Annotated in this window: 12 protein-coding genes and 1 pseudogene; 9 read left to right on the top strand and 4 right to left on the bottom strand. The window is 40.9% G+C overall.

The window, feature by feature from the left end:
- Positions 1-19 precede the first annotated feature (19 nt).
- The gene (locus AC4MDD_RS02380; RefSeq protein ID WP_490768215.1) at positions 20-430 is read left to right on the top strand and encodes a hypothetical protein; all 411 of its coding nucleotides are present in this window, start codon (positions 20-22) and stop codon (positions 428-430) included.
- Between the two features lie 170 nt (positions 431-600).
- Here AC4MDD_RS02380 and AC4MDD_RS02375 read toward each other — a convergent pair whose 3' ends face one another.
- Together AC4MDD_RS02375 and AC4MDD_RS02370 are read right to left on the bottom strand one after the other, a co-directional pair.
- Complete coding sequence (locus tag AC4MDD_RS02375) at positions 601-2748, bottom strand: TonB-dependent siderophore receptor (protein ID WP_491882243.1); 2148 nt, start codon at positions 2746-2748, stop codon at positions 601-603.
- Between the two features lie 289 nt (positions 2749-3037).
- Positions 3038-3883, bottom strand: a complete 846-nt coding sequence (locus tag AC4MDD_RS02370; protein WP_436906033.1) for an energy transducer TonB — start codon at positions 3881-3883, stop codon at positions 3038-3040.
- A gap of 148 nt (positions 3884-4031) precedes the next feature.
- Between AC4MDD_RS02370 and AC4MDD_RS02365 the strand changes: the two genes are divergently transcribed.
- The 7 genes and pseudogenes from AC4MDD_RS02365 to AC4MDD_RS02335 all read left to right on the top strand — a co-directional run bounded on the left by AC4MDD_RS02365 (position 4032) and on the right by AC4MDD_RS02335 (position 9109).
- Positions 4032-4355 (top strand): helix-turn-helix domain-containing protein, encoded by a 324-nt coding sequence (locus AC4MDD_RS02365; protein ID WP_162622378.1) that lies wholly within the window; start codon positions 4032-4034, stop codon positions 4353-4355.
- A 37-nt stretch (positions 4356-4392) separates the two neighbouring features.
- Positions 4393-4785: pseudogene (locus AC4MDD_RS02360) on the top strand (transposase family protein); the annotation flags it as partial.
- Positions 4786-5107: 322 nt separating this feature from the next.
- Positions 5108-5785 carry a hypothetical protein gene (locus AC4MDD_RS02355; protein ID WP_004977854.1) on the top strand — a complete coding sequence of 226 codons (678 nt, stop codon included), beginning with the start codon at positions 5108-5110 and terminating at the stop codon, positions 5783-5785.
- Between the two features lie 155 nt (positions 5786-5940).
- Positions 5941-6651 carry a DUF3108 domain-containing protein gene (locus tag AC4MDD_RS02350; RefSeq protein WP_234951107.1) on the top strand — a complete coding sequence of 237 codons (711 nt, stop codon included), beginning with the start codon at positions 5941-5943 and terminating at the stop codon, positions 6649-6651.
- Positions 6652-6741: 90 nt separating this feature from the next.
- A complete protein-coding gene (locus AC4MDD_RS02345; RefSeq protein ID WP_004691243.1) occupies positions 6742-7317 on the top strand; it encodes a xanthine phosphoribosyltransferase in 576 nt (191 codons plus the stop codon).
- A gap of 398 nt (positions 7318-7715) precedes the next feature.
- Positions 7716-8522 carry a sensor domain-containing diguanylate cyclase gene (locus AC4MDD_RS02340; RefSeq protein ID WP_436906301.1) on the top strand — a complete coding sequence of 269 codons (807 nt, stop codon included), beginning with the start codon at positions 7716-7718 and terminating at the stop codon, positions 8520-8522.
- Positions 8523-8734: 212 nt separating this feature from the next.
- Positions 8735-9109: a hypothetical protein gene (locus AC4MDD_RS02335; RefSeq protein ID WP_005401257.1), complete on the top strand. Its 375-nt coding sequence runs from the start codon at positions 8735-8737 to the stop codon at positions 9107-9109.
- A gap of 29 nt (positions 9110-9138) precedes the next feature.
- On the opposite strand, the gene AC4MDD_RS02330 is transcribed toward AC4MDD_RS02335, so the two are convergent.
- Together AC4MDD_RS02330 and wrbA are read right to left on the bottom strand one after the other, a co-directional pair.
- On the bottom strand, positions 9139-10473 hold the full coding sequence (locus AC4MDD_RS02330) for an IS4 family transposase (protein WP_201953753.1): 1335 nt from the start codon (positions 10471-10473) through the stop codon (positions 9139-9141).
- A 114-nt stretch (positions 10474-10587) separates the two neighbouring features.
- On the bottom strand, positions 10588-11181 hold the full coding sequence (gene wrbA / locus AC4MDD_RS02325; RefSeq protein WP_005401258.1) for an NAD(P)H:quinone oxidoreductase: 594 nt from the start codon (positions 11179-11181) through the stop codon (positions 10588-10590).
- A 115-nt stretch (positions 11182-11296) separates the two neighbouring features.
- On the opposite strand from wrbA, the gene AC4MDD_RS02320 reads away from it, so the two are divergent.
- Positions 11297-12547 (top strand): YihY family inner membrane protein, encoded by a 1251-nt coding sequence (locus tag AC4MDD_RS02320; protein ID WP_436906093.1) that lies wholly within the window; start codon positions 11297-11299, stop codon positions 12545-12547.
- Positions 12548-12615: the final 68 nt, after the last annotated feature.

Here is a 12615-nt window from a genome sequence, read left to right as displayed (position 1 = left end):
AGATGAAGAGATTATAAAAATGCATACACCAATTTCAAAACTACTCTGCATTATCGCCCTATCTTGCACTACACCACTTTATGCCAAGAGCAATGATAAAAATCAAACATCCTGTCAAGAAGTGAAGTTTCAAGACACTGCTCAGGCGTGGGCTGGACATTATTATTTGCAGGGTGTTATGGAGGTCGGTTCCGAGCTTTTACTAGAGACCAACGGTAAATTTAAATGGTACTTAGCTGTCGGCTCTTTAGATCAATATGCTGAGGGGACATGGTGGAAAAATGGCAACTGCATTGGTTTAAAGGCTCTGCCGAAATATAGCAAGCATTTAGAAATCTTTCCTACCCGCCTAGATGTGGAAGAGTCTCATTTAACTGTGACTTGGATCGGTGGACGTCAAGACGGTGCCTATGTACGCGCAACCCAATAAACTGAGCGAACCCAAATAGCATAACAACTTAAAACCAATATACGGCCATTTAAGTCTGAAAATGAGAACATGCTTACTCAAGTCAAGACAGCATGTGAATAAGCCGAGACTTATCCACATTTTAATAAAAAACGGCTATTAATAAGCCGTTTCTGTATTTCTCAAGATTTTTAGAATTGATAGCGGAAAGTTAGCGTTGCATTACGTGGTGCACCATATACCATACTATTTTTACCTAAGCCTTCGTAATATTTCTCATCAAACAAATTGTTCACATTCAGTTGAAGTTTAATATTTTGATCAACTTGATAAGCTGCCATCAAGTTCGCCAACACATAGGCATCTTGCGTAATGCGCCCCGCAGCCTCATCTTTATATGCCTCGCTCTTATAGTTTAAGCCACCACCTAAACTCCATTTATAGAGTGTATATTTGGTAAATAGATTGGCTGAAGTTCTCGCAGCAGTCGTTTGTACTTTTTTGCCATTCGCATCTTCGACATTAAAATGAGCGACACCAAAACTCATGTCCCAGTTATTGGTAATTTTACCATCTAGTTCTATTTCAAACCCTTTACTCTCTACACTATCTGTACTGCTATAGACATCTTTGAATTCATCGCCAATCTTAATTGATCCAATTTTCTCAGCCACATTATCTTGCTGGGTTAAAAATACCGACATTGATGCATTAAGTTGTTTGTCAAAAAACTCTCCCTTCAAGCCCGTTTCATAGCTTTTACCTTCACGTGGGTCAAGATATTGCTGATTCGCGTCTTGCTTATTTTCTGGTTTAAAAATCTCGGTATAACTTGCATACCATGAGTAATCTTCTAAGAAGTCGTAAATCAATCCTGCGTATGGCGTCACTTTATTATTATATTTACGATTGCCATTGCCATCCTCACTTTCATACTCCCAGTTAGATACACGTACACCTGTTACTAACTTTAAAGGCTCTAACAAAGTGAACTTACCCGCTAGATAAGCCCCTGTTTGCGTGGTTTTATTAGATGGATTTGCGACATTATTATTAATGGATCCAATAATTTTTGATGGCGTAAAATTATTAAAATCAATCGTCCCATTATCTAAAGTTGGTGATCCATAATAACGGTCAGTCAGCTCACTTTGGTTATACATAAATCCAGCAACAACCTCTTGCTGTAGGCCACCCAAAGTGAAAGGTGCAGAAAAATAAACATCCGCATTATTTTGCGTAGTCTTTGAAGTATCTGTGTATGGATATAACCCGCCACTGCTATTGGTTGTTTTATCTACAGATTCGGACCACAGATATAATAATGCTGTCTCTGCATCAATTTCGCGGTAATCATAATTAACATTCAACGTAATATCATTAAACAACTTCTGCTTAAACTGGGCAAATGCTGTAGTTGTATTGGTATTCCAATAGGTCCAATCACTGGTTACCGTTAAATCACGATCAAAATCTGTTAGCGAACCATCATTATAAAATGCAGGTAAACCACCCCATTTAATGCCTGAACGATCAAGTTCCTGATAACTTGCACCGACGGACAGATAGGTGCTATCGGTCAGATCTGCATCAAGCACGCCATAAAATAAATTATTTTCTTTTTCGTACAAATCTGCGAAAGAGTCTGTGCTTTCATGTTTAACAACAACTCGCCCACGCACAGTACCATCCGCATTTAAAGGTGCAGAAATATCTGCCATGCTATTCCATGCATTCCACGAACCATAAGAGCTGCTTAATGTCCCCGTTAACTCTTTTGCATTGGCATGTTTTCGGATCATATTAATAGCAATTGCTGGGTTTCCTGCCCCTGTCATTAGCCCATTAGCGCCTTTCACCAATTCCACACGATCATACATACTCAGGTCTGGATCACTTGCAATGTCCAATTCAGACGAACTCGGAACACCATCAAATAAATAGTAATCCACATCAAACCCACGTGCTGTCGGATATTGACGTTCATCCCAGCGATTGGTAGTGACTCCTGTCACGCTGTTCAACATATCTTGGAAAGAATTAATATTTGCATCATCTAAATACTCGCGGGTTAAAACTTTAACCGACTGCGGTGTTTCGCGAAGCGACAAATTTAATTTGGTAGAGGTACTGGCACTTTTAGCAGTATAGCTCTTAGTTCCTTCTGTTACGGCTGGATTCTCTTTCTCAGCTTGAACAGTAATGGTTTCAAGCTGTGTACTTTCATTGCCTACTGTAGATGCTGCAGATACAAACGTCGGGAGAAATACCGTTGCTGCTGCCATAGCTAACATCAGTGGGCTAACTTTGAAGCGATTCAATGTTGGAGAGTTGTACATAAAACTATGTCCTTATAACAGGGATCGAATATTTAAAGGCATGCACACTCTCACCCCATCGCTTCGCTATAAAGAAAGATGCCTCAATGCTTAAAAATATTTAACAAAAAACACACTGCAAATGATAATTATTTTTATTATCAATTCAAGTTTTAAAAAGTAAACCTAATTTATTGTTTTTTATTACTTAAAATAATTAAAAGCCAAAACAAATAAATAACATATTGTTTTTTAAAATTTTATTAAATTTAAATTAATTATAATAATTTCGCATAAAGAAGTGCACAGTTCAGTGCACTTCAAACTCTGCCTCTGCTGGATCAAAACGCCATGTACGCACAATGCGTAACTCAGAAATATCCTTCATTTTGGCATCAAATCCACCAAATGGTGCAGCCTTGCGCACCGAGGCTTTTGCAGCCTCATCGAGCATCTCATGACCTGAACTATCAATCAGGCGAATAGCTCGGATGCCTCCTGATGCATTTAGAATCACCATTAAACGTACTTCACCCGCCAGCCGCTGCTGTTTAGCAGCTTCTGGATAGTAACGGTTGCCATAAAATTCCACTTTCTGACGGAACTTTTCAAGATAGGCGGCCGAAATATCTTGCTTGGCTTGAATACCATCGACTGTTTTAATTTTTTGCTGACGGCTAAAGTTTTGTTGGCGTTGTAAATATTGCGCTTCAAGGCTGGCCACCATTGCTGCTTTGGCTTGAAACTGACTGTTCATTTCTTCCATGGCTTTTTTGCGCTGGTTATCCTCAGCTTGTTTTTGCCAACTCAAAGTCGTCATTAACAGTTTTTCTTCAAAATTCAGCTCACGTTTTTGTTGGATCTGTTCTAAAGTTTCACGCTGCTGTTCGCCTGTACTTTGCTCAAGCATCGGTGCGGGCATGTCACTCGACATGCGATGTGACTCACGAAAGGTCCCTGAACCTTGTTGATCGGCTTGTGCTAAAAAATCTGCATTTTCAATTTTTTGATCAGAAGGACGCAAAGTAACGGCAATTTCTTTCACTGCCGCATCATTTTCTTGAGGCATCGCAAATTGCAAAGTCAAAATCACGAGATGCAAAAATACCGCCAGTACGACAGTCGCTGTAAAAATTAGACTTCCGTCATAAATCAAAAAACGTACAATTTATTTGATCTTAAACTAATCAGCAAAATTATTTAATTCAAGAGATAATCCTTGGATGAAATTCAAAGATATTCAAAAATTATCAGACGTTAAGTTTCGTAGGCTTACCGGTGTTAGTTGGGCTACATTTAACCTCATGTTGGCCGAGCTAAATAAGCATTTACCTGGTCATATTGGTAAAGGACGACCGCATAAATTACCGTTGGAAGATCGTTTGCTCTTATGTATAGAATATTGGAGAGAATATCGAACATTTTTCCATCTTGGTATGAGTTACGGTGTATCTGAAACGAGTGCAATTCGTATCACACGTGTTATTGAAGATACCTTAATCCGTTCTGGAAAATTTAACTTGCCAAAACAACTTCCTAATCGAGATGAAGTGGATTGGGAAGTTGTTGTGATTGATGCCACTGAAATATTAGTTCAACGTCCAAAAAAAACAGAAGAAATGGTATAGCGGTAAAAAAAAGCGACATACCTTTAAATTTCAGCTATCTATGCACTATACAACAGGTGAAATACTGAGTGTATGTGGAAGTCATGGAAGCATGCATGATTTTAAAATATTTAAAAAAAGCATGAGGAAATTAAAATTTAAGCCCTTTTTTATCGTTGATAAGGGGTATTTAGGGATAAAGAAATTGGGTTTTGGATGCCTCATGCCATCTAAAGCAAAGAAAACTGAAAAACTAGATTCTGAATTAAAAAAGTTAAATAGAGAGATTGGTCGTAGACGAATTCAAGTAGAGCATGTATTTGGAAGGATGAAATGTTTTAAGATTTTATCTTGTGTATATAGAAATCGTCGTAAAAGATTAAACCTGCGGTTTAATTTACTTGCTGGCATATACAATTTAGATTGGGTGAAAGATAAACAATTAAATTGATTGAAAAATGATTTATGAAGGAAGTCTATTGGGTCTTTCCACCAATCATGAGCCAAAGGCATTACATTTATTTTTCTAAGCATCACACCAAACCGACAATTTGTCTTGTTCCCCAAAGCGCAGGCGCGCAGTATAAAATAGACACAGTCTTCATTTTATTGCGTAGAATGAGACCTTGTGCCATTTAGATTCACTGTTTCATAAAATCATGAAAATGGTGCAATTAATTTTGCTAAACTGCAAGGTTCATGAGCAGTATTTTTCAAACATTTCGACCAGAGATCTGATCGCTCAAACACGTTGATTCGCTAGGACGCCTCTTATGCAAACGCTTATTTCCAACATTTCAAATCGTTTACGCCAAGTTTATCAAAAGGCGGAAGGATTTATTGAGGATGAGCGCGAGTTTCCAATGTCTCAAGTCTTTTTAAATGCCACTTTTCAACGTTTTGTGACCGACAACGTGAGAATGTTGAAAGACCTGCATGCCGACTTACATGATGATTGGTTACGTTTATATGCCACGCTCGACTATAACGGACTCAAACTCACGCTTTCGGTAGATTTGAAGCTGGCACAAATGGAATTAAATAAAAAAACGCAGTTGATCGTATTTGAGCAAATCAGTGACACCAGTGTGCTGGATGCTGAATACCCAACGGTATTTCATAAAATGGGTGTGCGCTGTGCCCTATTCTTTTATCAAAAAGTCCTGAACCAAGACCCCTTAGGCATGATTTTAGAAAAACTAAATGTGATTAAAGTCAAAGATGATCTACTGCATTTGGATCTGAATCGTTGGTTAGGAAAAAATCGTTCTATTATCGATACCTTAGGTAAGGTCCATGTCAATCATGCTGTATTGCGTGAAGCAGAATTGGTGGTGATCGGTAATGTCAACTTAACGGCATTGTTCAATAAGTTTTCGCAAACCTCGATCGATGACTTGATTGAACCCAATCTAGACGAAAGCACGGTCTCGCCAATTCGACAAAAATAACTCGGGATGCTGCGACTAAAATGTGACTTAAGGTGGGTAAAAGAAACATAAAACTACAGTTTGCCCTATGTTTCGAATTTTTTCTTCATAATCAACGTGCATAATATTTCTATGCAAAAAATTTGTGCCTACAACTGAATAGGAAACTTTTTCTTATGGCTAAATCAATGTTGAAAACAGTCGCAATGGCAACAGGTGTCAGCACCTTGCTCTTTGTCGGTTTCTCAAGTCAAACCTTTGCCATGAGTCCATTCCAGGCCAGTTATCAATTTAACTATAATGGCAAAAACATGGGCTCAGCGACGCGTACGTTATCGAAATCGGGCAACAACTGGAACTATGTCTTTGCAGCCAAAGCTGGTGGTATCGCCTCTGCAACTGAAAGTAGTCGCTTTAGTTTTAATGGTAAGCAAATTCAGTCCAGCAGCTTTAGTCGTAGTAGTAAAATTTTGGTGCATAACAACACCATGAGTATTAACTTCAATCCAGCGGCAAAAACCATCAATACCAAGAAAGACAAAGAAGCGCGTTCTTTCGCGTGGAAAGTAGGCGTACTGGATGAACTGAATGCTGAATTACAGCTTCGGGAAGACATCAAAAATGGCGGTTTAAAATCAACTTATTATTTGGCCGATGCCAAAGAAGTGGAAGCACGTAAATTTGTAAAGCAAGGTTCTGAGTCAATCAAAACCGACTATGGCACCTTTGACACCATTAAAGTGGTCATGAAACATGACAAACCTGGCCGCGAAACCATTTTTTGGTTAGCACCTAAATTGGACTACCTTCCAGTCAAAGTCAGCCATGTGGATAAGAAAACATCCTATGGATTGCTATTAACGGGTTATAAAGGTGCAAGCAATTAGTCATTTTGACGAATTTTACTTGCATTTTTTCAGGTGCTTCCTAAAATACGCTTTTGCTTGAAAAAGCACCTGCCCCTAGAGGATTCTCCCGTGTACGCACTAGAACAGAAAATCTTAAGCGAAGGTATCGTTCTATCTGATGAAGTTCTGAAAGTTGATGCTTTCTTAAACCACCAAATTGATCCAGTTATGATGCAATTAATCGGTAAAGAATTTGCTGCTCGTTTTAAAGATGCAGGCATCACTAAAATCATCACGATTGAAGCATCAGGTATTGCACCTGCAATCATGGCAGGTTTAGAACTGGGCGTGCCTGTTATTTTTGCGCGTAAATACCAATCTTTAACCTTAAAAGATGACCTTTACCGCTCAAAAGTCTTTTCGTTTACCAAACAAACCGAAAGCACGATTGCAATTTCAAATAAGCACATCAGCTCAGCAGACAAAGCCCTCGTGATTGATGACTTCTTGGCCAATGGTCAAGCGGCATTGGGTCTGATTGACTTAATTCACCAAGCGAAAGCAGAAGTTGTTGGTGTGGGTATTGTGATTGAAAAATCATTCCAACCTGGTCGTGACATTTTGCTTGAAAAAGGCTACCGCGTTGAATCTTTGGCACGCGTAAAGTCATTGGCAAATGGCACTGTTGAATTTGTTCGTGACTAATCACGGCGTTTAACTTCAAAAAAGAGCACTTCAGGTGCTCTTTTTTTGTCACTCAGATGACCCGCGGGTCATCCACATGTAAATGCCACATTTGCGCTGTAGGTTATTTTTAATTTAAAGTAAAAATATATCGTTTTTTTCAATTTAATTACACATTGAAGTTGGAGAAATGCGATTTATATAGCATGATCAAATCTAAAAGGTAATGTCCACTTTCTAAGAGCAAAACAAACAAAGACTAAATTGGATACTATTTTATAGAGATACCGAATTGAATGATAAACAAGAATCAATTAACTGAATGATCATTTACCCCAAGCCAATTATCTGGCTTTGATGGCGCGCACTCCATCCAACTCCCTGTAGACTTCATTCACGACTTGAGTAAAGCAGACTCCTTGCAAGCTGTTCTAGATACCATTGCTTACTGGATTTCTCACGTGTTTGATGCGGATCGGGCCAGTATTACCCTGCAAGATACTGAAGAATATCTCAAGCTGTATTCGATCTCAGGCAATCATGCGATTCCGATGGATTTTAAAATTCCGATTGGGCAGACTTTTGTCGGACGAGTTTTTGCCTGCGCAAAGCTAATCATTTGCGATGACCTCGCTCAGTCGGATGAGCTGGATTGTAGAATGCTTTCTGAGCATGGCATGGGAACCTGTATGGATGCACCCATGATTCACAATGGCGTGTGTATTGGTACCTTAAATGTGGCAGATCAACGTAAGCATCACTACACCCTACAACAAGCGATTCTTTTACAGAGCCTCGCCACATGGTTAGCTTTAAACATTAAATTGCATTTACAAGTGCAAGAAATGGCGGTCTTAGCGTCCGCAGATGAGCTTACAGGAACCTTTAACCGTCGTGAATTTGTGCAAGAAAGCAATCAAACCATGCAACATTTCAGCCATGCTCGCGTGCCATTTACGATAGGCATCTTAGATATTGATCACTTTAAACAGCTGAATGGCTGTTATGGGCATACCGCAGGTGACCATGTGCTGAAAAAGATGACCAAAAAAATAAAAGATATCCTACGTGAGGGCGATTTTTTAGCTCGTATTGGCGGTGAGGAATTTGCGATTATTTTACCTGCCTGCTTGGGTGATGAAGCCATGCGTGTCTTTAAACGTGCAGATAAAGCCTTGCACTGTGCCAAGCAAGCAGGACGAAACCGAATTCACTTTGCCAACTAAACCATATTTAAAAATTCAGCATAAAGTACTTAAGAAAATTACAAGTTTAATAAATATTATTGCTGCAAGTTCAACTAAGATTTACTCTAGATTTAGTTGTTTAGATCTTTCAAATTCAAGCGCAAAACACGGTTGTTCTGCGCAACGTGTCATCCACACCGTAAAACGGCTGCCAGCTTCAATCACTGGTCACCCGAATAGGCCAATAGACTATGGAAAATACAATTCTCTGCCCAAAATGTGGCTTTAGTGAGGTTGAAAAACGCAATCACGAGCAACAACTGACTAAAATTGGGGGCGTATTGCTCAGTTCGGCAGGTGCTACCGCTGGTACCGTCGGTGGTGCAGCATCTGGGGCCTCTATTGGTGCAGCGATCGGTGCAGCGGCTGGACCTCTTGGGGTGATTATGGGTGGTACCATTGGCACTTTTGTCGGTGCAGTCAGTATTGGTGTAACAGGCGGGTTTTTAGGACATCGTTTTGGTAAAAAAGCGGGTGTGATTGTCGATAAAAATGTATTTCTTGACTATAAATGTCTCAAGTGCGGTACAAAGTTCAAAGAACAGCATCTGACGCCAGCTCAATAATAAAAAGCCCATCATGGATGCAATGCTGTTCACTTAAGAGGAGCAGCATTTCGATCTACTGGATAACGGGTTTTTGACATCTTAACCGTTCGGGGTGTTGTTGCCCTCGAACGCCTTTCCAGAAACAGGCTACCTATCCCTGATCTCAGCTCCGATAGCCGCCTGCCAGTTCTTGATAATGGGTTGGCATTCGCCATCACGATCAGCTGAACGGCTATGTACTGGCATACAGGCTTGAAACGGATATCCGAAGGTGAACGCCCAAAGGCTACCGCTGCAAATGCCGCTTCTCGCCGGATAATATTGTAGGTCAGCAATAGACCCCACAGCTCTTGATAAACCAGCTCTACTGTCTTGCTGCGAAGCGTGATGGCATTATGCTGCATCGAGCTTTTGATATCCCGAAAACCTAATTCGATTTCCCAGCGTTCTTGATAGAGTCTAGCGATATCCTTTGCAGGATACTGATCGGCCGGCAGCGAGGTCAGAACCGTCTTTATTCGTCCCTTATCCACAGCATAACTGACTTGCCTGACTTCCCAGTATTCGGGGAGCATCGGGTTGTTCTTTCTTGCTTGGGGTGATACTTTCATCCGTACCCGCACGTCATCTTCTGCATACGTCTCGATCACCTCACTTTTCAGATTTTTGCGTTCCGGAATCAACCAGTGACGACCTTGACCCTGCATCGAGAGTGAAAGCAATAAGTCCGCACTCCAAAAACCCTTGTCAAACAAGGTGATCGAATGATCGGGAATCTGGCTGAGAAACTTCGACGCCAGAGGAATCTCCCCCCGGCGATAGGGACTGATCTGCGCATCGACTAATATATGCGAGCGCACATTCATCAGTGCGACGAGCCGTAGCATCGGAAATGGCGTCTGGCGCTGCGTGGAAGTATTCCCTGAGCCAAAATGCTCACGAAGATCATTTGTATCTTGGGTTCGCAAGAGTGCACCGTCGACAGCAAAGACCTGAAGCCCCTGCCATTGATCATCTGGGTAACGCTCATGTCCCCAGTGCTGACCTGTCTGGCGAAACAGCCACTCCACAGGATCTGCACCCAAACGCTTACGTGCTTCAGTTACCCCGCTGCGTGCCAACAGGTCAAGAGAGGCCAGTCCTTGAGCGCAAATATTTAGTCTTCTTGCCACTTCATGGACAGGCTCATCACGAAAAATCGCCATTCCGAGAACCAGCCAAAGAACCTGATCTGCGGGCAAGCGTCGCCTGCGGATAGTAGCCGAACTGCTCAATTTAAGTGCAGATTCAACCCACTCAATGGGGATATTATGAGTAAATGTATTCAGATCCGAGAAGTTAAACAGACTGTTGAGGTCGAGAAGATCCTGCTGAAACACCATAAAAAATCCAATGCCAAACCCGACATCGGATTCTCTAACAAACTCCGCCACGCTTCAATTGCTTAAGTGAACAGCATTGCCATCATGGATGGGCTTTTTTCATGTCTCAGTGTTCTAGGCTTGTAGTTTCTTCACAACTTCCCCAAGACGCTTACCTTGAGCTTCGCACAGCACTTTTTCATCTTGGCTTAAGCTTTGATCATGTCGAGGCCCGCTGACATGGCTCGCACCATACGGTGTTCCACCTGTTTTAGTATGTGACAATGCGGGAATGGCATTGTTCAACCCTAAAATCATCATGCCATGATGAAATAACGGTGGCAGCATGGTCAATAAAGTACTTTCTTGGCCACCATGCATCGAACCTGATGAGGTAAACACACAAGCCGGCTTGCCATGCAGTGCTCCATTGAGCCATAGACTGGTGGTCTGGTCGAGGAAATATTTCATTTCAGAGGCCATGTTACCAAAACGGGTTGGTGAGCCTAGTGCCAAACCTGCACAGTTTGCCAAGTCCTCTAAACTACAATAAATATCGCCTTCTGCAGGAATACTCGGCTCTGCTTCCTTCACCACAGCCGCAATATTCGGCACCGTTCGAATTTTAACTGCAACACCACTGGCTTCAATTCCATTTGCAATCAGATGCGCCATTTCACGGGTACTGCCGTATTTGCTGTAATATAAAACTAAAACATAGGTTTGCATGAATAGAGTTCGGCGACAGAAAAAATAAAACTATACGGTATTTTTCCTATTTTTTGGTTAAGCTTAGAGTGAAAAATGTAGAAAAGATGAAGAAAACAAAAGAGATACTTTGCCTATGTTAGAACAGTACTTAAGAAAACTTCCTTTCTATGAGAAAACTTGGTTTCAGTTCGTTTTATTTGTACTGCGACGCTTTGAGGCTGATCGATGTCGTGAACAAGCAGGTTCACTAACCTATACCACCCTGTTTGCCGTCGTTCCGATGCTGACCGTTTTTTTGGTGATCATTTCCTCAATTAAAGCGCTTGAACCTGCACGGCAGCAATTACAACAACTGATCTATAGTAATTTTTTACCGAAAACCACGATTGCTTTTGATAAGGCCTTAAATGCGTTTACCGATAAATCCAGTAATTTAACCATTATTGGGATCTTATTTTTATTCGTCACTACCGTCATGATGCTAACCAGCATTGAAAAAGTCTTTAACCGTATTTGGCGAGTCCGCGAAACCCGCGGCGGCATTATTGGCTTTATGCGCTATTGGACCATTATTTCTTTGGGCCCTATTCTACTCGGTAGTGCCTTTGTTATTTCGTCGACGATGGCTTCCCTCAATGTTTTGAGCAATAATTTTGCAGGCTATGAACTCAATGGCGCATTTGTCCTGTGGTTGATTTCTTTCTGTCTAACGGTTTTAGGATTTTTTATCCTGAATTGGACTATTCCAAACCGAAGTGTCCCAATTAAATCCGCTTTGATTGCAGGCTTATTTAGTGCTGTCGTGTTTGAACTCCTGAAAAATTTGTTCGGCTTTATCATGTCAAACTTCACCAGTTATGAAGTCGTTTATGGTGCCTTTGCTGCGATTCCTATTTTCTTATTATGGATTTTTTTGTCGTGGAATATTGTCCTGATCGGGGTCGAAATTAGTTATGCACTGACCGCATTTACTTCCCATAAAGAGCAAAAACGGCACCCTGTCATTATGCTACTAGATTTGCTGGAGCTGTTTTATAAAAAGCAACAGCAAGGACTCAGTGTCTCTGATGATGAAGCTTTAGATGTTTTAGGAAGAGATGAATTGGGCCGTTGGCCGAGTTACGTGTTTATGCTTGAACAGCAAAACTTAGTCAAACGTACCGATGACAACCAATTTGTACTAGTACGTAATTTATCTCAAGTCGATTTTTGGAGTTTTTACAGCAGACTTCCTTACCCTTTACCAAAGCGTAAAGATTTGGGTAATGTGCATCCTGATGATGTCTGGATACAGAAAATTGGCCCAGCGTTAGTTGAGTCGGATGATTACTTGGCGGCCAAACTCGCCATTCCGCTGTCTACAATTTTTGATGATAAATCTTAAGACTTCATATAAAAAACGTGTCCAAGACACGTTTTTTATATGTTGAATCAAAACAATCTAAGTTCAAC

The organism is Acinetobacter sp. CAU_H_29a_1, from assembly GCF_058599505.1.
This window is presented reverse-complemented; position numbering and strand designations above follow the sequence as displayed.

What these genes read in the sequence shown, in the direction of transcription:
- AC4MDD_RS02375 (WP_491882243.1), bottom strand. Translation starts at nt 2,748, where the DNA reads ATGTACAACTCTCCAACATTGAATCGCTTCAAAGTTAGCCCACTGATG.
- AC4MDD_RS02320 (WP_436906093.1), top strand. Translation starts at nt 11,297, where the DNA reads ATGTTAGAACAGTACTTAAGAAAACTTCCTTTCTATGAGAAAACTTGG.
- AC4MDD_RS02355 (WP_004977854.1), top strand. Translation starts at nt 5,108, where the DNA reads ATGCAAACGCTTATTTCCAACATTTCAAATCGTTTACGCCAAGTTTAT.
- AC4MDD_RS02330 (WP_201953753.1), bottom strand. Translation starts at nt 10,473, where the DNA reads ATGGTGTTTCAGCAGGATCTTCTCGACCTCAACAGTCTGTTTAACTTC.
- AC4MDD_RS02380 (WP_490768215.1), top strand. Translation starts at nt 20, where the DNA reads ATGCATACACCAATTTCAAAACTACTCTGCATTATCGCCCTATCTTGC.
- AC4MDD_RS02335 (WP_005401257.1), top strand. Translation starts at nt 8,735, where the DNA reads ATGGAAAATACAATTCTCTGCCCAAAATGTGGCTTTAGTGAGGTTGAA.
- AC4MDD_RS02350 (WP_234951107.1), top strand. Translation starts at nt 5,941, where the DNA reads ATGGCTAAATCAATGTTGAAAACAGTCGCAATGGCAACAGGTGTCAGC.
- AC4MDD_RS02365 (WP_162622378.1), top strand. Translation starts at nt 4,032, where the DNA reads ATGTTGGCCGAGCTAAATAAGCATTTACCTGGTCATATTGGTAAAGGA.
- wrbA (WP_005401258.1), bottom strand. Translation starts at nt 11,181, where the DNA reads ATGCAAACCTATGTTTTAGTTTTATATTACAGCAAATACGGCAGTACC.